The sequence below is a fragment of the Mycobacterium shunyiense genome, assembly GCF_058270035.1.
Map to the genome: position 1 here is coordinate 280,902 of NZ_JBZDPT010000047.1, position 20,384 is coordinate 301,285.

Consider the following 20,384-nt stretch of genomic DNA (forward strand, 5'->3'; position numbering starts at 1 on the left):
TCAGCCGCCGGTGTGACCGCCACCGGGTGCCGGCACCCATGGCAGGCCAGGGATCGTCGGATACGGGGCGGTCGGACTCCACGGTGCGTGCGTCGTGGTGGGCGCCTGCGTGGTGGTCGGCGGTTGCGTGGTGGTGACGGGCGCTTCGGTGGTCGTCGGCGGCGCTTCCGTGGTCGTCGGCGGGGGCGGTGTCTCGGCGGGCGGCGGGTTTTCCGTCACCGGCGGCGCCTCGGGGGCCGGCTGCTCCACCGTCTGCGTCACGGTGTGCGGGGCCGGCGCCTCGCGGATGACGGTCTGCGGCGCCTGGTCATTGTCCGGTTGGTCGACCGGCGTTGCGGGCGCCTGCTCATCGGGGGCTGCGGTGCTCGACGTCACCGCCTTGGAGGTGGACGCCGGACGGGTGGGCTCGTCACTCCCCATGATGCTCACCAACACCGCGACAACACCGACCAACACCGCGGCAGCGCCGGCACCCAGGATCACGGGCGGCCGCCGATACCAGGGCCGGGCTGCGATCTCGTCGCGTTCGGTCAGCTCCCGCTCACCGAACTCGAGTTGCGGTCGCGCCGTGGTCCGTCCGCCACCCGCAGCGTCCAAACCGGTATCGAAGTCGGCCCCGTAGTCGTCGCCGTACTCTTCGACCCGGTAGTCATCGACCGGCGCGACGTCGGGCACGTTCTCGGCGTCGGACCAGGCCAACGCCTGTGGCGCGGCGGGAGGTTCGGGCGCCACCAGGGCCGCGGCCTGCGTCGGCGGGGCCGCTGCGATGGAGGCCGGGGCCATGGCCGTCTTCCCGTCCTCCACGGTGCCGCGCACCGCGATGAGACCACCGCCGATGGCCGGGGTCAGCTCCGGCTGGGCCGCCGTGATGACCGGTACGCGCAGATGTTCGGACAGCGTCGTCGTGATCGCCGGGATCCGGGCGCCGCCGCCCGTGGACGCCACCGCGACGAGTTCGCCTGGGCGCAGCCCAGTGCGTTCAATCGCGCCCTGCAGGACCGACATGAACTCACGCAGTGGTTGGGCAATCACGTCATCGAGTTCGTTGCGGTTCAGCCGCACGTCGCTGCGATGGCCCGGGAGTTCGGCGACCAGTGCCGTGACGGATTCGGTGGACAGGCGCTCCTTGGCCCGCCGGCACTCGGCGCGCAGGCGGCCCAGGGACCCGATGGCCGATGTGCTGGCCAGGTCGATCGTTCCGGCCGCCGACAGGTCGTTCACCACGTGGGTGAGCAGTCCCTGGTCGATCAGGTCGCCGGACAGGTCGGGGTGCCGGATCGTCGGTGCGATCGGCTGAAAGCCGCGGTCGGCGTCGGCGAGGGTGATGCTGGTGCCGCTGCCCCCGAAGTCGCACACCGCGATCACACCGCGCGTGGGCACCCCGGGGTTGTCCTGCAGTGCGACCAGCGCCGCCTTCGCGTCGGGCACCAGGGCCGGATCTCCGAAGCCGCCGACGGCGGCGAGTTCGGCGCGCAACGCCTCGACCTGGTTGGGCCGCCAATGCGCGGGGTGGGTGACCGCGATCGGATCGGCCGGCGGGCGTCCTCCGGTCAGCGTGCGCAGCAGCGCCGCCAGGGCGTCTGCCAGCGCGGCCTCGCCCCGGTGTGACGAGCCGTCAGGGGCCAGCATCCCGACCGGGTCGCCCACCCGCTCGACGAAGTCGGTGAGAATCAGACCGCGTTCGTTCAGGTTGGGGTTCTCGCTGGGTACCCCCACTTCGGGAGCCCGGTGAGGGAAGAGCGTCAGCACCGGCGACCGCGTCACCGCGGCGCGGCCCACCACTACCGCTGTGAGGTTCGTCGATCCGATCGACAACCCGATCCCGTCAGCCATGTCACCCCGTTTCGAGAAGGACCCTATCCGGTATTCCATCTCGTTTGACGCGGCGGGCGTTACCTAGCGAATGGTGCCAAACCCAGGAATCAGAGGTAGATCCAGTGGAGTCACCCAGCCGGGCAAATGTTCATTCACCGCAGGCACGGCATTGAGCGCGCGCAGTCCGGTGGCCAGGCAGCCCGCGGCAGCGGCATCGCGACCGGAACCGTCGGTGAACCGGAACGCGGTCTCCTGGGAGATGCTCGGGGTGCCCTCGATGTCGACGCGGTAGACGTCGTTGTCGTTTCCGGATGGCCAGTCCGGCGCGGCGTCCAGGCCGATCCGGTTGACATGTTCGAGCTGGATCCGGGTCTCGCCGCGGTACACGCCGTTGATCGTGAACCGCACCGCGGCGACGTTGCCGGCCGGGATGATGCCCTTGGCGGACTTGCGTTCGTCGGGGGTGATCCACTTGTCCCACGTGGTGGTGATCTCGTCGAGTTCGATCCCCGCGGCGTGCGCGATCATCGGAACCGTTGCGCCCCAAGCGAAGATGAGGATGTCCGGAGTTTCGAGCAGCGCCCGCTTCTCCGGCGGTCTGCCGATGCCCATCTCGAATTCGTAGTCGCCGGTGTAGTTGGTGTAGTCGAGCAGCTCCGAGGCCCGCACCTGGCGTACCTCCGAACACAGGCCCATCAGGGTCATCGGGAACAGGTCGTTGGCGAAGCCGGGATCGATTCCGGTGGTGAAGCACGACGCCCCGCCTGCCTCGCACGCCTCGGTGATGGGCTCGATCCAGTTGGGCGGGTTGAGGTGCATCTTGGGCCACACCCACGGCGTCATCGCGGTGGAGCAGACATCGATACCGGCCCGCAGGAACCGGGTGATGACGTCGATGTTGACGTCGGCGTGGGCCGCGGTGGGACCGTAGTGCACCAGCGCATCTGGCTTCAGCGCGATCAGCGCGTCGATGTCGTCGGTGGCGGTGACGCCGACCGGAGCGCCCAGACCACAGATCTCGCCGACATCGCGGCCCACCTTCTCCGGATTGCTGACACCGACGCCCACCAGCTCGAACAGCGGATGCCGCATGATCTCGGCAATCACCATGCTGCCCACAAAACCGGTGCCCCAGACCACAACTCGTTTCGTCACGGCGTTCACCTTAGGTGTACTACCTACCTCCCCGTGGCGGTTCCGGCCAGCCCGTCGACAGATGTGCGCGCCGTGATACCAGTCACACCGGGCATCGATGTCGCCCGGCCGCATGTCCTTAGTAATCGATCGGTTTCGCACAGCTTCGAACTCACGACGAGAGGGACTCCGATGAGCACAAACACACTGGCCGGACGACGCGCACTGGTGACCGGCGGATCCCGTGGAATCGGCGCGGGAATCGTGCGACGGCTCGCCGCCGACGGTGCCGCGGTGGCCTTCACCTATGGGGCCTCAGCCGCCGAGGCCGACAAACTGGTCGGCGAGTTGAGTGCGGACGGCGCGAAGGTCGTCGCGATCCAGGCCGACAGCGCCGATCCGGCGCAGGTGTCCAGTGCCGTCGAGGAGGCGGTGGGTGCGCTCGGCGGATTGGACGTATTGGTCAACAACGCCGGAACCGCGTACATGGCACCGATCGAGGAGTTTCCGCAGGAGCAGTTCGACCGGCTGGTCGCCATCAATATCGGTGGGGTGTACTCGGCCATCCGCAGTGCGGTCAGCCACCTCGGTGAGGGATCGCGGATCATCAACATCGGCAGCATCAACGCCGACCGGGTCCCCACCGGCGGCACCGCGGTGTATGCGATGACCAAGGGTGCGGTGTCCTCGCTGACCCGCGCACTGGCCCGCGATCTCGGACCCCGAGGTATCACCGTCAACAATGTGCAACCCGGTCCGATCGCGACCGATCTGAATCCCGACGAAGGTGAATTCGCCGATGTCGTAAGGCAAACCACCGCGCTGGGCCGCTACGGGCACACCAGCGACATCGCCGCCGTGGTGAGCTTCCTGGCCGGCCCGGAGTCGAGCTACGTCACCGGGGCGAACTGGAACGTCGACGGCGGCTTCACCGCCTGATCGCTCACAGGTTGATCGGGTCGGGCCGTTGCGGTTTCCTGGATGTGTCCTTCAGCGTGGACTTGAATTGCATTGCGCGGTATGGCCATCCGGTGTCGGTGCGCCACTGCGAGACCACCAGCCCGACACCGCCGGTGACGCCGAAGCGCGAGCCCGGCAGCAGATAGCCGCCGTACAGCTGGGCGACCTTGCTGTCCGCCTGGTCCTCGGCGTCCCACGACGATCCGGTGATCGGTGTCTGAACCGGGGTGGTGTACATGTTGGCCACTGGCGAGGACACCACCCGGTAGCCCAACGCATATGAGGACGCCAGGAATCCGCCGAGGACCCATCGACCGGGGGCGGTGCGGCGAAAGGTCAGCTCACCCCAGTGCTCGTCGGGTGGGGTGATCGGGGTGGCCTGGGTTCCCCACTGCCAGCGCCCGTTGACGAACCCCCAGCTGGAGTACTGCGACCGCCGGCCGATCTGGTCGGGCCGCACCCGCATCAGGATGATGCCCTTGTCGCGCTGAAATCCGGTCGCCACCACGTATACCCAACCATCGTGGGGGTCGAAGTCCCAGGACCAGCATTGCGCGTGACCATCGTGCAGATCTGCCGGGAACTTCGCCTGCTCCCCCATATGGGTCCAGGACACCCCGCTGTCGTCAGAGCGCCAGATCTCGGTCCAGATGACCGTGCCGAAGCCATGGTTGACGATCGCGTGTAGGTACAGCGAGTCGCCGACGCGCAGCAGATCCGACGGGATCACGGTGCTGATGCCGCCGCGCCGCCATCCGGATGCCTCGTCGTCATGGAGGTAATCCCACAGTTGCCGCGCATAGGCGGGGTCAGGTCCACCGGCCGTTTCGTAGACGATCTCGTGGTTGGCGTCGCCGGTGCCGATCAGTACCACCGGTGAACGCCAGTCGCCCTGCCCGACGCGGCTGCCGGAGAACGTGTCACCGAACACCGACACCAACTTGCCGTTGGGGGCGATGATCGACGCGCCGAGATCGGTGGCGGTGACCCCGAACCGGTCGGTGCGTCCCGGCCCGGTGATGTCGACGACCTTGCCGTCGATCAACGGGACGGCACCGCTCACATGCACAAGCGCAGGCCCCAGGTCTGACAATTCAGCGGATAGGTGTCGACCGGAATCTGCAGCGGCCGGTCGTACTTCAAGCTGAACGGAAAGGTGTGGATCGCCGGCGCCAACGTACCGCCACAGGCTTCGTTGTTCGCGACGCTGCGGGTGCCGGTGAGTGCGATGTCGTCGAATTTGTAGGTCTCGTTGGTCGGCGCCCAACTGCCATCCGAGCACTTGATGCCCTCGAGCACCGCAGTTGAATAGACCCACTGTCCGCCCGTCAGCCGGGCATCGCCGCCCTTGGTGCCGCGGGTGGTTTCCACGTGCAGTCGGCACGCCACCGCCAACTCCAGCGGCTCGCGCAGATCACCGACGGTCGGGACACAGGACGGCCAGACCGACCAGGACTCGTGCGCGATGCCCTCCTGCGTGTAGTTGTAGATGCCCTGCATGAGCGGCTCGGCCTGTGCAGGAGCTGCAACCCCCAGGCTGAGTCCGATTCCCAGGGTCGACATCAGGGCGGTCGCGGCCGCCGTGCGCTTGAAGGTCACAATGGGTGAGTATCGCAGTCTTCATCAGCGTCGTCACCGGTATGGGCCCATACGCGTCAATCTGGACCTGCCTGACGGCCCCAGCGGGTGAGCGCACTGGCGGATCGCCCGCGGTGATCCTGGAGAAATCGTGACCACACGACCAGCGGTGAAAACGTTGGCAGCAGTCCTGGCATTCGTGCTGGCCGCCTGTTCGATGGCCTGTTCCACCGGCAGTCGGGTAGACCTCGGCGACGAATCGGCGGGCAACCTCATCGCGGCCATCGCGGGGGAACCCGATCAACTCGACCCGCACCGCACCAGTGCCTACTTCTCGTTCGAGGTGCTGGAGAACGTGTTCGACACGCTGGTCGAACCGGACGAGAACCTGCAGATGCGTCCCGCGCTCGCCCGGTCCTGGGATGTCAGCGACGACCAACTGGTCTGGACCTTTCACCTGCGCGATGGCGTCCGCTGGCACGACGGCACCCCGCTGACCGCCGACGACGTGGTGTATTCGTACCGGCGCATCATCGACGAGCAGCTGACCAACGTCGATAAGTTCAGCGCCGTCAGCGGCGTCACCGCGCTCGATCCCGCGACCGTCCGGATCACGGTCCGCCGGCCCACGCCGAATCTGCTGACCAATCTCGGCGGATTCAAGGGCATGGCGATCGTGCAGCGGGCCAATGTCGAGAGCGGCCAGATCGCAACCCATCCCGTCGGCACGGGTCCGTTCTCGTTCGCCGGACGCCGCAGCGGTGACTCCATCACCCTGAAGGCCAACCCGCACTACTGGGGCGGCCCTCCCCCGATTTCGGGGGTGACGTTCCGGTTCATCTCCGAGCCGACGACGGCCTTGTCGGCGTTGCAGGCCGGCGAGATCGACTGGACGGATTCGGTACCGCCACAGCGCGTCTCCCAGCTGCGTGATGACGATTCGCTGACACTGGCCGTCACACCGGGCAACGACTACTGGTACCTCGCACTCAACGAGGCCCGCGCGCCGTGGAACGACCCGCGGGTGCGGCAGGCCATCGCATACGGCATCGACCGCGACGCGATCGCCACGGCCACCAGTTATCGCACCGCCGCGACCAATCAACTGGCGATCCCGCAGGGCAGCCCGTGGTTCACCGATTACCACCGCTACCGCTACTCCGTCGAAGAAGCGCGAAAACTCCTCGCCGAAGCCGGTGCCGCGCCGCACGACCTGGGCATGCTGGTGACCAGCGAGTACCCCGAGACGGTGACGGCAGCCCAGATCATCGCCGACAACCTTGCGCCCCTTGGCATCACGGTGAACATTCGCACCGTGGACTTCGCCACGTGGCTCGATGAACAGAACACCGGACACTTCGACATGTTGATGATGGGCTGGCTGGGAAACATCGACCCGGACGACTTCTACTACGCCCAGCACCACACGAACGGCACCAGCAACGCCCAGAAGTTCTCCGACCCCGAGGTCGACCGGCTACTGGACGCCGGCCGCACCGAAACCGATGTCTCCAAGCGAAAAGACCTCTACACCAAGGCCGCAACCCGGATCGCCGATGAGGCCAGCTACATCTACCTGTACAACCCGTCGGTGATCCAGGCCTGGGCCAACAACCTGTCGGGGTATCAGGTGCGCCGCGACGGCGCCGTCCGGTTCCGCACTGCCGACCTGGATGGAGGTGAAACCCGGTGAATCTGACAGCTTTCAACAAGGTCCGTGCCAACCACCCGATCGCGGAGTTCCTCGCCCGACGGCTGCTGTACTCGGCGGTGGTGCTCATCGGCGTGCTGATCGTGGTATTCGCCTTGGTCCATCTGGTGCCCGGCGATCCGGTCCGGATCGCGCTCGGCACCCGCTACACCCCGCAGGCCTACGACGCGCTGCGCGCCGCCAGCGGGATGGACCGGCCCATCGTCGAGCAGTTCTTCTCCTATCTCGGCTCCGCGCTGACCGGCGATCTCGGCGTCAGCTTCCGCAACGGTGACCCGGTCACCCTGACCCTGCTCGACCGGCTGCCGGCCACGTTGTCCCTCGGCGTGGTCGGGATCCTCATCGCCCTGGTGATCGCGCTGCCCGCCGGGATCTTCTCGGCGCTGAGGGAAGGTCGGCTCAGCGACGGAATCGTGCGGGTCGCCAGCCAATTCGGCGTGTCGGTCCCGGATTTCTGGTTGGGCATCCTGCTGATCGGGCTCTTCGCCTCGACGCTGGGATGGTTGCCCACCTCGGGATACCGCCCACTGCTTGCAGATCCGGGCGGCTGGGTGCGCCACATCATCCTGCCCGGACTGACCGTGGGCCTGGTGGCCGGCGCGATCATGACCCGGTATGTGCGCTCGGCGGTGCTGGAGGTCGCCGCCATGGGATACGTGCGGACCGCGCGGTCGAAGGGGTTGCCCCCACCGGTCGTAACCTTCCGCCACATCGTGCGCAACGCGCTGCTGCCGGTGTTGACCATCACCGGAATCCAGTTGGCCACGATCCTGGGTGGGGTGATCGTCGTCGAAGTCGTGTTCGCCTGGCCGGGCCTGGGTCGGCTGGTCTTCAATTCGGTTGCCGCCCGAGATTATCCGGTGATCCAGGGAGCGGTGCTATTGATCGCGGTCCTGTTCCTCCTGATCAATCTGCTGGTGGATGTGCTGTATGCGATCGTCGACCCGAGGATTCGGCTGTCATGACCCAAAACCAGGATTCCCGCGTCGCATCGTGGCGACTGTTGCTGTCCAATCCGGTCACGGCGATCAGCGCCGCGGTATTACTCGCTGTGCTGATCGTCGCCGTCGCCGCCTCCTGGATCGCGCCGTACGGGATCAACGACATCGACGTGCCCAGCGCACTGCAGGGCCCCGGCACCGCCCACTGGTTCGGCACCGATGAGCTCGGCCGCGACGTGTTCTCGCGGGTATTGGTCGCGATCGCGGCGTCGCTCCGGGTCGCGGTCGTTTCGGTGATGCTGGCCGCGGTGATCGGCGTGCTGATCGGCGTCCTCGCCGGTTACCGCGGCGGCTGGATCGACACCGTGTTCATGCGCGTCGTCGATGTGATGTTCGCGTTTCCGGTGTTGCTGCTCGCCCTGGCGATCGTGGCGGTTCTCGGCCCCGGTATCACCACCACCATGTTGGCCATCGGGATCGTCTACATCCCCATCTTCGCCCGCGTGGCCCGGGCGTCGGCGCTGGGAGTGCGGGTGGAACCCTTCGTCGCTGTGTCGCGGAGTATGGGGACCGGAGACGGCTACATCCTGATTCGGCACATCCTGCCGAATATCGCCGGGCCGTTGATCGTTCAGCTCTCGCTGTCGCTCGCGTTCGCGATCCTGGCCGAGGCCGCACTGTCGTTCCTGGGATTGGGCATCCAGCCACCGCAGCCGTCGCTGGGCCGGATGATCTTCGACGCCCAGGGATTCGTCACCCTCGCCTGGTGGATGGCAGTGTTCCCAGGTGCGGCGATCTTCGTGATGGTACTGGCGTTCAACCTGTTCGGTGACGGTCTCAGAGATGTCCTCGACCCCAAGCAACGAACGTCCATCGAGGCGAGAAGGGCGGGGCGACAGTGACTTCACCGACCTCACCAGTGCTGAAAGTCGATGATCTACGGGTCGCGATCGGCCGCCGCGAGATCGTGAGGGGTGTGTCGTTCGACGTGCATCGTGAGCAGACGGTCGGCATCGTCGGCGAATCCGGGTCCGGCAAGTCGATGACGGTGCTGGCCGCCACCGGCCTGTTGGACGCACCGGGGGCAGTCGTCGCCGGGAGCAGCACGCTGGCCGGTGACACCCAATTGGTCGGAGCCTCGGCGCGGGCTCTGCGGGCCGTGCACGGAAGCCGGATCGGATTCGTCTTCCAGGATCCCGGAACTTCGCTGAACCCCCTGCTGACCCTGGAACGTCAGATCACCGAAACCCTTGAGACACATCGTAAGATGACCCGCCGTCAATCCCGTGTCCGCGCAGGCGAGCTGCTCGATGCCGTCGGGCTCCCCCAGGACCGGCTCGATGCCTACCCGCATCAGCTGTCCGGCGGGCAACGTCAGCGGGTGATGATCGCGATCGCCCTGGCCTGTGATCCGGAACTGCTCATCGCTGACGAACCCACGACCGCCCTCGATGTGACCACGCAGGCCCAGATCATCGAACTGGTGGCGGATCTGCAGCGGGATTTCGGGACCGCGGTGGTGTGGATCAGCCACGATCTCGGGGTGATCGGTCAGGTGGCCGATGAGGTGACGGTGCTGCGTGACGGCGAGGCTGTCGAGCAGGCGCCGATCCTCGATGTATTCGATCATCCACAGCACGCCTACACCCGTGAGTTGTTGGCCGCCCGCCCCCTGGTGGACGGCCCCGGACCCGAACCTGCCGCCGACGACACACCGGTTCTGTTGCAGACCAAGGGACTTGAGGTGCACTACGGCGCGGTGCAGGCGGTCAAGGACGTATCGTTCGAGATCCGCCGGGCGACGACGCTGGGGATCGTGGGCGAATCGGGCTCGGGCAAATCGACAGTGGCCGCTGCACTGACCGGGCTGGCCGCATCGTCGGCAGGCACGGCGACGCTGGCCGGCGACGACATTCTGGCCGGCGGGCGCGAGTTGCGCCGAAGGATCAGCCTGGTGTTCCAGGACCCGTTCGCCTCACTCGATCCGCGGGCCCGGGTGAGCTCGGCGATCGGTGAGCCGCTGCGGGTGCACCGGTTGGCGGCAGGACGGCGGGCCCGCGCCGCACGGGTGGAAGAACTCCTCGAACTCGTCGGACTACCAACAGATTTCGCGTCCCGATATCCGCACGAGCTGTCCGGTGGGCAGCGCCAGCGGGTCAGCATCGCCCGAGCGCTGGCCACCGAGCCCGAGGTGCTCATCCTCGACGAGTCCACCGCATCGCTGGATGTGTCGGTGCAGTCACGGGTGCTCGACCTGTTGTCCGAGCTGCAGCGTGAGCTGGGTCTGACCTATCTGTTCATCGCGCACGACCTGGCGGTGGTGCACCGGATGTGCCACGACGTGCTGGTGATGCGGGCCGGCGAGGTGGTCGAGTACGGCCCGGCCGCCGAGTTGTTCAGGGCGCCGCAGCACTCCTACACCCGGACCCTGCTGGCCGCGGTTCCGCCGGCCAGGCCGCGTGAGAAGGTGTGAGCCATGACTGCTCTGGATGGAAAGGTCGCGCTCGTCACCGGTGCCTCATCGGGACTCGGCGCGGCAGTGGCCCAGTTGTTCGCCGCGCGCGGCGCGAAGGTGTTCGGGGTCGCCCGCGATGCCGAACGGATGGCCACGGTGTTCGAGGATGTGCGCGGAGGGGCGTACGCATCGGTGGACATCTCCTCGTCGGAAGCCTGCCGGGACGCGGTGGCTCAGTGCGTCGAGAAGTTCGGCCGTCTCGACGCACTGATCAACGTCGCGGGATTCCACCAGATGCGCCACACGATGTCGGTGACCGACGAGGACTGGGACAAGGATCTCGCGGTGAACCTGAACGGCCCGTTCTTCCTGTGCCGGGCGGCGCTGCCACATCTGCTGGAGGCCGGCGGCAACATCGTCAATGTCGCATCCATCGCGGGCATCGAAGGTGAGGTCTACTCGGCGGGGTATTGCGCCGCCAAGCACGGACTCGTCGGACTCACCCGCGCCCTGGCCATTGAGTTCACCTCGGAGCGCCTCCGCGTCAACGCGGTGTGCCCGGGCGGCATGCTCACTCCCCAGACCACCGAGTTCGCCGCTCCGGAGGACGCGGACTGGAATCTCATCATGAGAATCGCTGCGCCCCGCGGAATGATGGACGTGGCCGATGTCGCCAAGACCATCGCGTTCCTGGCCAGTGACGACGCGGCCGCCGTGCACGGTGCGGTCTACATCGTCGACGCGGGCAAGACAGCCGGATGAGCAGGTAAGGCTCCTAGCCGCCCGGCACCACCAGCACCGGCCGGTACGTGCGCTGCAGCGTCGCCGCAGCCACGCTGCCCAACAGCACCTTCTTCAGCGCCGATCGCCCGCGCGAGCCGACGACCACGACACCGGCCCGTTGGTCCTCGGCAAACGCCACGAGCGCGTCGGCCGTGGCGCCGGCGCCTGATCCGCGGAACCTGGGCACGCGGTGCCCAGGTTGGGCGGCAGCCACGTCGACGGCGCCACCGTCGTCCACCCCGACCGAGACCACCTCGCGGTCGGGGAACAGCGCGCCGGCGGTGGCAAGCGCCCGGTCGGATCCCTTTGAGCCGTCGACTCCGACCACGACCGGCCCGTCGGCCACCGCCTCGTATTCGGCCGAGATCATGTTCTGTGACACCACGAGCACCGCGCGGGGGGCGTGGTGTACCACCAGATCCGAGACGCTGCCCAGCTTCGAGTCGCTCGCGCCTGCGCCGCGGGCGCCGACGATCAGCACGTCGGGTTCGAGTTGTTCGGCCACCTGCGCCAGCCCGAGGCCCTCTCCGGCCCAGGTCCGCTTGACCAACGCCTCCGGATTCCAGCCGGCGGCCCGGGCGAGGATCACGCCGGTGTCGACCAGTCGCGCGGCCTCACCTTCGCTTTCACTGTCGACAAGATCGATCAGCTCGTCGACATTGCGTGCCGAGTGCCGCAGCCGGGCCCGCAGTCCCTTGCTGCCGAACGGTGGCGTGCACAGATAGACGACCACCGCATCGGCTGCCGGGAACAGCGCAGCGCCGCTGTTGATCGCCGCGTTGGCCGCCAGCGACCCGTCATACCCGAGCACTACCTTCATGTGCGTCCCCTTGCTCCGTTCGTGCGGTCCGGTTCGTGCCTCCGATCCCAGACTAGAGGGCTGTGGGAGTACCCATCGGGTTTGCACGCCGACCGGGAAGCAGGTAGCCGACTACGCTATCGGCCGTTCTGGTTACGCGCGCAAGCTCAGCTCATGGACGTCACCGTGAACGGCCTGGCCCACCTCAGGGCGCCCGTCGCTGCCGTGTCCGACGTCATCCACCGCGACGCCGGGGCCGAACTTCGGGATCAGACCTTCAAGCGCTGGGTGCGCAGTGCGGCCGTGGTCGGCGCCGGTGGCGGCGGGATAGTCGGCGCCTTCCTGGCCTTCGCTGCTCCCATCGTGTTGAGCCCGGCCGATACCCAACGCCTGCTGATGCGCGGCGGCACCGTACTGATCGTGTTCCTGGCCGTCGCGGTCCCGGTGATGATGCGGGTCCGGCGCCACCGGTTCGCCGCAGGCACCGCCTGGCTCAGCGAGGGCCGTGCGCCCACCCCGAAGGAGCAGCGGATGACGCTGGGCGCCTCCGGGGAGGCGGTGCGACTGTCGGCTGCGGTGTGGGGTGTGGGCGCGGTGATCTTCGGGTCGCTGGCGCTCAGTCAGCAGGTGTCCACCGCGGTGTACATCTTCAGTGTGGTGGCACTGGGCGGTATCTCGACGAGCGCGGTCTGGTACCTGATCGTCGAGCGGGTCATGCGGCCGGTGTCGGCTCGTGCCCTCGACGGCGCCACCCCGGACCGACGGTTCGGGCCGACGATCGGGCGCAGGCTGATGATGGCCTGGCTGTTGGCGACCGGCGTTCCGTTGTTCGGCGTGGCGGTCTTGGCGGTGGGCTATCTGGCCGACGTCGGTTTCCGCGCCCAACGCACGTTCGCGGCGATCCTGATCCTGGTGGCGGTGGCGATCGTGGTCGGGCTGTTCGCGATCCTGATCGCCATCCGCTCGGTCACCGAACGGGTCACCGCGCTGCGCCGGGCCCTGGCCCAGGTGCAGGCCGGCGATTTCGGTGCGCGGGTCGAGGTCGACGACGCCAGCGAGATCGGGCGCCTGCAGGCCGGTTTCAACACGATGACGGCGGGCCTGGCCGAACGCGAGCGCATCCGTCATACCTTCGGCACCTATGTGGATCGCGATGTGGCCGAACACATTCTGTGTGCTGCCGGATCGGTGGAAGCCCAGGAGGTGGACGTCACGCTGATGTTCGTCGACGTCCGCGGATTCACCACGCTTGCCGAGCAGTTGCAGCCCACCGAGGTGGTCACGACGCTCAACCGGCTGTTCGAGCGAATCGTCCCGATCGTGCACGATCACGGCGGCCATGTGGACAAGTACGCGGGCGACGGCCTGATGGCCGTCTTCGGTGCGCCCCGGCACCAGGACCGGCACGCTGACGACGCCCTGGGTGCGGCGCTGCAGATCGCGGCCGCCGTGCACGACGAGTTCAGCGGCACGCTGTCGGTGGGCGTGGGACTGAACTCCGGGCCGGTGGTAGCCGGAAATGTCGGTGGCGCAGGACGTTTGGAGTTCTCCGTGATAGGTGATGCGGTGAACATCGCCTCCCGGGTGGAGACCGCGACCCGCCAGACCGGCGACACCGTGCTGCTCACGGGTGCCACATTGAGCCAACTCACCAGGGACCAAGGGCGTTTCGAGGCTCGTCCCGGGTTAGCTCTCAAGGGCAAGACCAACCCGGTGGCCGTGTACGCCCCGGCGTGTCAGCGCTCGCCGTACTCCAGTGGCGGTTCTGACGAATCAACGTGGCCGTAGCTGCTGATGGTGAGTCCGTCGGGCCCGACCTCGTAGCGGGCACCATCAGCGGGATTGGTGGCCACGAATCCGTTGCCGGAGCGCTCGGCCGTGGGGATCTGAAGATTGGCGCCGTCGCTGAGCCGCTCACCGCGGTAGGAGAAGGAATCGGGGCCGCTCTGGCAGATGACCGCCAGCGACGACGCGGTTCGGATCACGGCGGCCGGGGTGGTCCCCTCGGCGCAGCGCGCGGTGTGATCGATGAAGCCCTGGTCGTCGGTGCCGCTGACGTTGGCGGTCGCCGAGCCGGCCGTGGTGGTGGTCGTCGTCGGCGCCTCGGACGTGGCGTTCGGTGGGGTCGGTGCGGTCAGCGTCTCGTGCGTGGAGGAGCTGTCGCCGCCGCTCGCCAACACTGCGGCCAGCACGGCGGCGATCCCGAGCAACCCCACGGACGCCACGATCAAGCTCAGCTGGGTGCGGCTGACCCGCGGCTTGCGGGCCGGAGCCTGCGGCGCTTGAGGTGCGGGCGGCACCGGCGGGTACGGCGTGAAGCCGGTGTGATCCGGGTTCGGGTAGATCGACGAGAACTCTCGGGTGCCCGGCGGATGTGACTGTGTCGGTGCCGGAGGGGACGGCGTCGGTGACGGCAGCGGTGGCGGCGCGGGAGCAGGAGCGGGCGGTACCGGTGGTGGTGGCGGAGGTGCCGCCGAGGCACCGGATGTGGTGGCAACGCGGGCGGCTTTGGCCAGTTCGCCGGCACTGGGATAGCGGTCGACCGCGTCCTTGGCCATGCCTTTGGCCACGACCTCGTCGAATGCCCGCGGGATGCCGCGACGCATGATGCTGGGCCGGGGGGCCGGGGAGAACATATGGGCGCTCATCAGCTGGCGCAGATCACCGGCCTCGTACGGCGGCCTGCCGATCATCATCTCGTAGAGCAGGCAGGTCAGCGCATAGACGTCGGCGGCCGGTCCGACGGGGCCGCCGGAGAATCTCTCGGGCGCCATGTAGGCGCTCGACCCGATCAACACGCCCGTCATGGTGACGCTGGCCTCACCCCCGACGTGGGCGATGCCGAAGTCCACCAGATAGGCGAAGTCGTCGGGGGTGAGCAGTACGTTCTCCGGCTTGATGTCGCGGTGCACCAGGCCGTCGGCATGCGCGGCGTCCAGCGCGGCGGCCACCTGCGTGACGATGGCAGTGGCCCGTTCCGGGGTGAGCGGGCCGCCCGACCGCAGCAGTTCCTTGACGCTGGCGCCCTCGACCAGGCGCATGTCGATGTACAGGACGCCGTCGATCTCTCCGAAATCGTGTACGGGGATGACGTGGGGTTCCTGTAGCCGGGCCGCCACGCGGGACTCACGCCGAAACCGCTCCTGAAAGCTCGCGTCGGCGGCGATCTCGGTGCGTAGCAGCTTGACCGCCACCGTGCGTTCCTTGACCGTGTCGTAGGCGCGGTACACCTCGCCCATTCCACCGACACCGATCAGCGATTTCAGCTCATACGGTCCGAACCGGGTGCCGAGGCGCGAGGCACCAGGGGGCGGCGTCATTGCACGATCCTTTCAGCCCTCCCCGACTGTCAGCGGTCCGCCGACCGTGTCGCACCGGCGCGGCGCATCGGGGTCCGGTGACGAGGATATACGTGCGCCGTCAGCCGAACGACGAGTGCGGCGCTCCCATACCAGGGTCGATCTTCGTCGGTCCCGAAGCCGACGGGGCTACCGGGAAATCGAAGATGGCTGTCGGGATGTACACCGTCGCACAGGCATTCGGGATGTCGACGACGCCGGACAGCCGTCCCTCGATGGGTGCGGCGCCCAGCAGCAGGTACGCCTGCTCGGGGCTGTAACCGAATTTCGTCAGATATTCGATCGCGTGCAGGCAGGCCCGCTGGTAGGACAGGTGCGAGTCCAGGTAGCGCTGCTCACCGTCGAGGGTGACCGAGGTCCCGGAGAACGCGATCCATTCGGAGTACTGCGGATCGGTGTTGCCCGGCATGAATATGGCGTTCTCGCTCACCCCGTAGGTCTCCATGCCGCCGGGGATCACGTCGACGCGCAGGTCGATGAAGCCGCCCATCTCGATGGCACCGCAGAAGGTGATCTCACCGTCGCCCTGCGAGAAATGCAGGTCACCCACCGAGAGGTTCGCTCCGTCGACGTACACCGGATAGAACACCCGGCTGCCCTTGGTGAGGTTCTTGATGTCCTGGTTGCCGCCGTTCTCCCGCGGCGGCGCGGTGCGGGCAGCCTCGGCCGCTGCCTTGGTGAAGGCGTCCCCGGTCAGCCCGCCCAGAATCGCGTCGCGCGGCTCCGGCGGCAGGGCGAGCGGCGGCACCCGGTCGGGGTCCGTCGCGATCAGTGCGGCCTCGCGCGTGTTCCACTTCCCGAGCAGCCCGGTCGAGGGCGCGGTGCCCATCAACCCGGGATGCACGATCCCGGTGAACTCCACGTGCGGCACATGGCGTGAGGTGGCCTTCTGGCCGGAGAAGTCCCAGATCGCCTTGTAGGCGTCCGGGAACTGATCGGTCAGGAACCCGCCACCGTTGAGCTTGGGGAAGATGCCCGTGTAGCCCCAGCCCTGGCCGGCCAGCGGCCCGGAGTCCTCCTGCGGGATCGGACCGACGTCGAGGATGTCGACGATCAGCAGGTCGCCGGGCTTGGCGCCCTCGACCGCGATCGGGCCGGAGAGCACATGCACTGTGGTCAGCGGGGCGTTGAGGATGTCGTCGGCCGAATCGTCGTTGACGATCGCGCCGTCGAACCACTCGCGACAGTGGACCCGGAAAGAGTCGCCCTGTTTGACGGTCACCGCGGCCGGGATGTCAGGGTGCCACCGGTTGTGGCCCAGCTTCTCCTGATCGGTGAACTTCTTGGTCGAGTCGAGTGGGAATACGACTTCAGGCATTGATCCTCCTTCGAAGACTTCAGGGACGGGGCAACTTCTGATGTAGCGGGTTGGTGGTGATGTTCTGTCGCCGTGCGGACTGGCCCGGTGCCGGTCGTCCGGTGACCACCGTGGGACGGTCCGCCGACGCGCGTGTTGAGTCCTGAAGCGCCATGGCGGTCGAGCCGCCGTGGCCGAGGTTCGGTGCCGCGATGGTTCGGCGCGCCGGTCCCCGGCAGTCGGGGCAGTCGATGACGTCGGGACGTGCGCTCATCGAATACATCTTTTTCGTCACGCCGCAACCGGACGCACAGCGAAATTCGTAGAGAACCAACAGGTTTCCTTTATGTTGCCGGGAGCTGCTCTGTCGACAACGGTCACACTACCGACGAACCCCGCTGTTGGCGCGCCACTTCGGCAATAGAGCCCCAAAGTTTGGACCTTTCCACCCTCGAAGGCCGCGAAGACTGGGCTCAAGTTCCACGCTGTCGACAGAGCGCGCTCTCCACGGCAGGGGCGCTATCGACCCACCCAGTTCATGTCGCGCGCATATGGATCGTCGAACAAAAATGCGACACCCAAATCGGATCCGAATTGTTCGTGTGCGGCCGATGCCTCGGCGATGAACCGGGCGCGCTTGGCCGCGGGGCCGAAGTCGGCGGGATCCCGACGATCCGATACCAGTGCTGGGAGTCGGGTGCTGTCCGAGAGACCGAGTCGGTCGAGAATGAAGGCCAACTCGGGTCCGATCACCGGGTCTCGCAGCAAAAGGCGAGCGATGCGCAACACGACGCGGCCACGTTGAGTGGCACGAAAGTACGACCCATCGACTGCTTGATCGAGCATGCCCGCCGCCAACAAGGACTGAACGCGCGGTCGGAGTGTCGACGGGTTCGCACCGACCGATCGTCCAAGGGCGGGAAAGTTTAAGAATCCTGTTGTCGCGATTGCGTTCAGAGCTGCCAGCAGCAGCCCTGGTATCCCGGTTCCTTGCAAGAGAATTTCTATGTCGACTGCCGCGATTCTGCCGAACAACACGTTGAGTACTAGATCATCTCGTACCTGACGATGAATGTTGTCCTGCACCAACTTTCGTTCCGACTCATTGTCGGCGTCGAATACCGGGTAGCGTATCAACCGCAGAAGCTCGACACGGTCGCCCAGGCGTGGTTGCGCACTGTGAAGAAACTCCCGGACGCGGCCTTCATTTCGGGCTTCAAGTGGATACAGATACACGGGGACCTGGCCTGAGGTGTCCAGCAGGAGCGATGCCAGATCCTTGTCGATGCCCGCCGCGTGATGCGTGAGAGTCTGTCCGACCACTAGCCGGGAATGATCCTGCGTGAGTACGGCGGCGAAATCGAATCTACTTCGATCCGCCTCTGCGTACGTGAACAGTTCCGACTTCGACAGCGACTCCGCGCATTCGATGAAAGCAGCCGTCACGAACTGGTGTTCCGCCGACGTCGCCATAGCGACAAATTACAGTGACGGCCGATGCGTCGCTCTTGCCACAGTGGCGAACGCGCCGGGTTACACGAGTGTTGGCATGAGCCCGGACCCACCGACTGCGGTAGCTTCACGCACACGCGTCGGCAGACCGGAAGAGGCCCCAGTGAACGATCTGAAACCGTTCTCGCCGTCGATCGACTGGAGCGCCGAACCCCTGCACTCGCTGTGGTGGCTGGCCCAGGCCTGGACCATCACCGCGATCTGCACTCTGGCCGTCCTGACCCTGCTCGCCCGGTACACCACCTGGGGGCGGCAGTTCTGGGCTGTCACCGGCGCCTACTTCACCGGACGCCACAGCATCAAGCCCTGGCTGATCCTGGCCGCGATGTTGCTGTCGGTCATCATCGGCGTGCGCCTGTCGGTGTTGTTCAGCTATCAGGGCAACGACCTGTTCACCTCGGCCCAAGTCGCCGTCGAAGGCTTGGCCACCGGCAACGACCAGGTCAGGGACTCCGGGATCCGCGGCTTCTGGATCGCGCTGGCGACGTTCATGGGGCTGGCCGCGATCCTGGTCACCCGGGTCCTGATCGACCTCTTCATGACGCAGCGCTTCATGCTGGCCTGGCGTGCGTGGCTGACCGACCGGCTCACCGGTGACTGGCTCGACGGCCGCGCCTACTACCGGTCCCGGTTCATCGACCAGACCATCGACAACCCGGATCAGCGCATCCAGTCCGACATCGACGTATTCACCGCGTTGTCCGGCCCGCAGCCCAACACCCCGCACCAGACCAGCAACGGCACACTGCCGTTCGGCGCCATCTCGTCGATCGTCTCGGTCGTCTCGTTCACCTCGATCCTGTGGAGCCTCTCCGGTGACCTCTCCTTGTTCGGGGTCGAGATACCGCGGGCGATGTTCTGGTCGGTGTTCGTCTACGTCGCGTTCGCCACGGTGGTCGCCTTCGCCCTCGGTCGCCCGCTGATCCGGCTGTCGTTCAACAACGAGAAGTTCAATGCCGCATTCCGTTACGCGCTGGTGCGCCTGCGCGACGCGGCCGAATCGGTGGCGCTGTACCGCGGGGAGAGGGCCGAGCGGTCACAACTGCGCGAACGCTTCGCCGCCGTCGTCACCAACTACAAGCACTTCGTCAACCGGACCATGGCCTTCACCGGATGGAACCTGTCGATGAACCACATCATCATTCCGCTGCCGTGGATGCTGCAGGCTCCGCGACTGTTCACCGGCCAGATCCAGCTCGGCACGGTCAACCAGTCGGTGGCCGCATTCGGCGCCATCCAGGACGCGTTGTCGTTCTTCCGCAATTCCTATGACACCTTCGCCGGTTACCGCGCGTCGATCATCCGCCTGCACGGGTTGGTCACCGCCGACAAGCAGAGCCGCGAGCTGCCCAAGCTGGACGTCGCGGGGCTCGCCGCGGACACCGACAGCCTGGTCGAACTGGACGACGTCGAGGTGCGCAACCCGGCGGGCGAGCAGTTGATCGACGAACTGAACCTGTCCCTGGCCGCCGGCGAGGCCCTGATCATCACCGGCAAGTCCGGCACCGGCAAGACCACGCTGCTGCGCAGCATCGCCCAGCTGTGGCCGTACGCCTCCGGGGCGGTGCGGTGTCCGCAGGGCGACAACGAGACGCTGTATCTGTCGCAGGTGCCCTACATCCCGCTGGGTGATCTGCGGACCGTGGTGTCCTATCCGCAGCAGCCCGGCGCGCTGCCCGATACCGCGCTGCGCGATGCCCTACTCGCGGTCGCGCTGCCGCGCTACGTCGACCGGCTCGACGAGGACGCCGACTGGGCCAAGGTGCTCTCCCCCGGCGAACAGCAACGGGTCGCGTTCGCCCGGGTGCTGCTGACCAAGCCCAAGGTGGCGTTCCTCGACGAGGCAACCTCGGCGCTCGACGAACCGCTGGAGTTCATGATCTACAGCCTGGTCCGCCGCGAACTACCCGACACCGTGCTGGTCAGCGTCACCCACCGCTCCACGGTCCACCGCCACCACAGCACCCACCTGGAACTGCTCGGCGAGGGAAAGTGGCGGCTGGGCCCAGTCGACGAGACCGAACCGGTCGGCGTGTAGCG

The 20,384-nt window shown here is 67.0% G+C and carries 18 protein-coding genes; 9 read left to right on the forward strand and 9 right to left on the reverse strand.

Annotated features, from left to right (window positions below; translation table 11 throughout):
• Both AC4ELS_RS28565 and AC4ELS_RS28570 read right to left on the reverse strand, forming a co-directional pair.
• Positions 1–1,833 carry an Hsp70 family protein gene (locus tag AC4ELS_RS28565; RefSeq protein WP_448443354.1) on the reverse strand — a complete coding sequence of 611 codons (1,833 nt, stop codon included), beginning with the start codon at positions 1,831–1,833 and terminating at the stop codon, positions 1–3.
• A 63-nt stretch (positions 1,834–1,896) separates the two neighbouring features.
• Complete coding sequence (locus tag AC4ELS_RS28570; RefSeq protein ID WP_302050803.1) at positions 1,897–2,979, reverse strand: NAD(P)H-dependent amine dehydrogenase family protein; 1,083 nt, start codon at positions 2,977–2,979, stop codon at positions 1,897–1,899.
• Positions 2,980–3,141: 162 nt separating this feature from the next.
• Here AC4ELS_RS28570 and AC4ELS_RS28575 point away from each other — a divergent pair, with 162 nt between their 5' ends.
• Entirely contained in the window at positions 3,142–3,888 is a 747-nt protein-coding gene (locus AC4ELS_RS28575; RefSeq protein WP_499050325.1) for an SDR family NAD(P)-dependent oxidoreductase, read from the forward strand.
• A gap of 4 nt (positions 3,889–3,892) precedes the next feature.
• Here AC4ELS_RS28575 and AC4ELS_RS28580 read toward each other — a convergent pair whose 3' ends face one another.
• Together AC4ELS_RS28580 and AC4ELS_RS28585 are read right to left on the reverse strand one after the other, a co-directional pair.
• Complete coding sequence (locus AC4ELS_RS28580) at positions 3,893–4,972, reverse strand: glycoside hydrolase family 183 protein (RefSeq protein WP_064878068.1); 1,080 nt, start codon at positions 4,970–4,972, stop codon at positions 3,893–3,895.
• Positions 4,969–5,508 carry a hypothetical protein gene (locus AC4ELS_RS28585; protein ID WP_082941463.1) on the reverse strand — a complete coding sequence of 180 codons (540 nt, stop codon included), beginning with the start codon at positions 5,506–5,508 and terminating at the stop codon, positions 4,969–4,971. Before AC4ELS_RS28585 ends, AC4ELS_RS28580 begins: the two co-directional genes overlap by 4 nt.
• A gap of 5 nt (positions 5,509–5,513) precedes the next feature.
• On the opposite strand from AC4ELS_RS28585, the gene AC4ELS_RS28590 reads away from it, so the two are divergent.
• The 6 genes from AC4ELS_RS28590 to AC4ELS_RS28615 all read left to right on the forward strand — a co-directional run bounded on the left by AC4ELS_RS28590 (position 5,514) and on the right by AC4ELS_RS28615 (position 11,356).
• On the forward strand, positions 5,514–5,642 hold the full coding sequence (locus AC4ELS_RS28590) for a hypothetical protein (protein WP_264010623.1): 129 nt from the start codon (positions 5,514–5,516) through the stop codon (positions 5,640–5,642).
• A gap of 62 nt (positions 5,643–5,704) precedes the next feature.
• Positions 5,705–7,180: an ABC transporter substrate-binding protein gene (locus AC4ELS_RS28595; protein WP_499050818.1), complete on the forward strand. Its 1,476-nt coding sequence runs from the start codon at positions 5,705–5,707 to the stop codon at positions 7,178–7,180.
• On the forward strand, positions 7,177–8,163 hold the full coding sequence (locus tag AC4ELS_RS28600; protein ID WP_254358850.1) for an ABC transporter permease: 987 nt from the start codon (positions 7,177–7,179) through the stop codon (positions 8,161–8,163). Before AC4ELS_RS28595 ends, AC4ELS_RS28600 begins: the two co-directional genes overlap by 4 nt.
• Entirely contained in the window at positions 8,160–9,041 is an 882-nt protein-coding gene (locus AC4ELS_RS28605) for an ABC transporter permease (RefSeq protein ID WP_064960896.1), read from the forward strand. Before AC4ELS_RS28600 ends, AC4ELS_RS28605 begins: the two co-directional genes overlap by 4 nt.
• On the forward strand, positions 9,038–10,612 hold the full coding sequence (locus AC4ELS_RS28610; protein ID WP_499050327.1) for a dipeptide ABC transporter ATP-binding protein: 1,575 nt from the start codon (positions 9,038–9,040) through the stop codon (positions 10,610–10,612). Before AC4ELS_RS28605 ends, AC4ELS_RS28610 begins: the two co-directional genes overlap by 4 nt.
• 3 nt (positions 10,613–10,615) lie before the next feature.
• Positions 10,616–11,356, forward strand: a complete 741-nt coding sequence (locus AC4ELS_RS28615; RefSeq protein ID WP_498886274.1) for an SDR family NAD(P)-dependent oxidoreductase — start codon at positions 10,616–10,618, stop codon at positions 11,354–11,356.
• A 13-nt stretch (positions 11,357–11,369) separates the two neighbouring features.
• Here the strand turns inward: AC4ELS_RS28615 and AC4ELS_RS28620 are convergent, their stop codons facing one another.
• Positions 11,370–12,197, reverse strand: a complete 828-nt coding sequence (locus AC4ELS_RS28620) for a universal stress protein (RefSeq protein WP_499050330.1) — start codon at positions 12,195–12,197, stop codon at positions 11,370–11,372.
• A gap of 153 nt (positions 12,198–12,350) precedes the next feature.
• Here AC4ELS_RS28620 and AC4ELS_RS28625 point away from each other — a divergent pair, with 153 nt between their 5' ends.
• Positions 12,351–13,964 carry an adenylate/guanylate cyclase domain-containing protein gene (locus tag AC4ELS_RS28625; RefSeq protein WP_499050333.1) on the forward strand — a complete coding sequence of 538 codons (1,614 nt, stop codon included), beginning with the start codon at positions 12,351–12,353 and terminating at the stop codon, positions 13,962–13,964.
• Here AC4ELS_RS28625 and AC4ELS_RS28630 read toward each other — a convergent pair.
• The 4 genes from AC4ELS_RS28630 to AC4ELS_RS28645 form a co-directional block, all read right to left on the reverse strand.
• Positions 13,913–15,496 (reverse strand): serine/threonine-protein kinase, encoded by a 1,584-nt coding sequence (locus AC4ELS_RS28630; protein WP_499050335.1) that lies wholly within the window; start codon positions 15,494–15,496, stop codon positions 13,913–13,915. The two genes, AC4ELS_RS28625 and AC4ELS_RS28630, sit on opposite strands and share 52 nt — an antisense overlap.
• 100 nt (positions 15,497–15,596) lie before the next feature.
• Positions 15,597–16,853, reverse strand: a complete 1,257-nt coding sequence (gene fmdA / locus AC4ELS_RS28635) for a formamidase (protein ID WP_498886266.1) — start codon at positions 16,851–16,853, stop codon at positions 15,597–15,599.
• 19 nt (positions 16,854–16,872) lie between these two features.
• Entirely contained in the window at positions 16,873–17,106 is a 234-nt protein-coding gene (locus tag AC4ELS_RS28640; protein WP_498886264.1) for a zinc ribbon domain-containing protein, read from the reverse strand.
• A gap of 245 nt (positions 17,107–17,351) precedes the next feature.
• Positions 17,352–18,305 carry a hypothetical protein gene (locus AC4ELS_RS28645; protein ID WP_499050337.1) on the reverse strand — a complete coding sequence of 318 codons (954 nt, stop codon included), beginning with the start codon at positions 18,303–18,305 and terminating at the stop codon, positions 17,352–17,354.
• Positions 18,306–18,447: 142 nt separating this feature from the next.
• Here AC4ELS_RS28645 and AC4ELS_RS28650 point away from each other — a divergent pair, with 142 nt between their 5' ends.
• Entirely contained in the window at positions 18,448–20,382 is a 1,935-nt protein-coding gene (locus tag AC4ELS_RS28650) for an ABC transporter ATP-binding protein/permease (protein ID WP_499050340.1), read from the forward strand.
• The last annotated feature ends 2 nt before the right edge of the window (positions 20,383–20,384 follow it).

Bases quoted from the DNA above. Each gene is read 5' to 3' on its own strand.
- AC4ELS_RS28565 (WP_448443354.1), bottom strand. From the start codon at position 1,833: ATGGCTGACGGGATCGGGTTGTCGATCGGATCGACGAACCTCACAGCG.
- AC4ELS_RS28575 (WP_499050325.1), top strand. From the start codon at position 3,142: ATGAGCACAAACACACTGGCCGGACGACGCGCACTGGTGACCGGCGGA.
- AC4ELS_RS28595 (WP_499050818.1), top strand. From the start codon at position 5,705: ATGGCCTGTTCCACCGGCAGTCGGGTAGACCTCGGCGACGAATCGGCG.
- AC4ELS_RS28605 (WP_064960896.1), top strand. From the start codon at position 8,160: ATGACCCAAAACCAGGATTCCCGCGTCGCATCGTGGCGACTGTTGCTG.
- AC4ELS_RS28615 (WP_498886274.1), top strand. From the start codon at position 10,616: ATGACTGCTCTGGATGGAAAGGTCGCGCTCGTCACCGGTGCCTCATCG.
- AC4ELS_RS28620 (WP_499050330.1), bottom strand. From the start codon at position 12,197: ATGAAGGTAGTGCTCGGGTATGACGGGTCGCTGGCGGCCAACGCGGCG.
- AC4ELS_RS28625 (WP_499050333.1), top strand. From the start codon at position 12,351: ATGGACGTCACCGTGAACGGCCTGGCCCACCTCAGGGCGCCCGTCGCT.
- AC4ELS_RS28630 (WP_499050335.1), bottom strand. From the start codon at position 15,496: ATGACGCCGCCCCCTGGTGCCTCGCGCCTCGGCACCCGGTTCGGACCG.
- fmdA (WP_498886266.1), bottom strand. From the start codon at position 16,853: ATGCCTGAAGTCGTATTCCCACTCGACTCGACCAAGAAGTTCACCGAT.
- AC4ELS_RS28640 (WP_498886264.1), bottom strand. From the start codon at position 17,106: ATGAGCGCACGTCCCGACGTCATCGACTGCCCCGACTGCCGGGGACCG.
- AC4ELS_RS28645 (WP_499050337.1), bottom strand. From the start codon at position 18,305: ATGGCGACGTCGGCGGAACACCAGTTCGTGACGGCTGCTTTCATCGAA.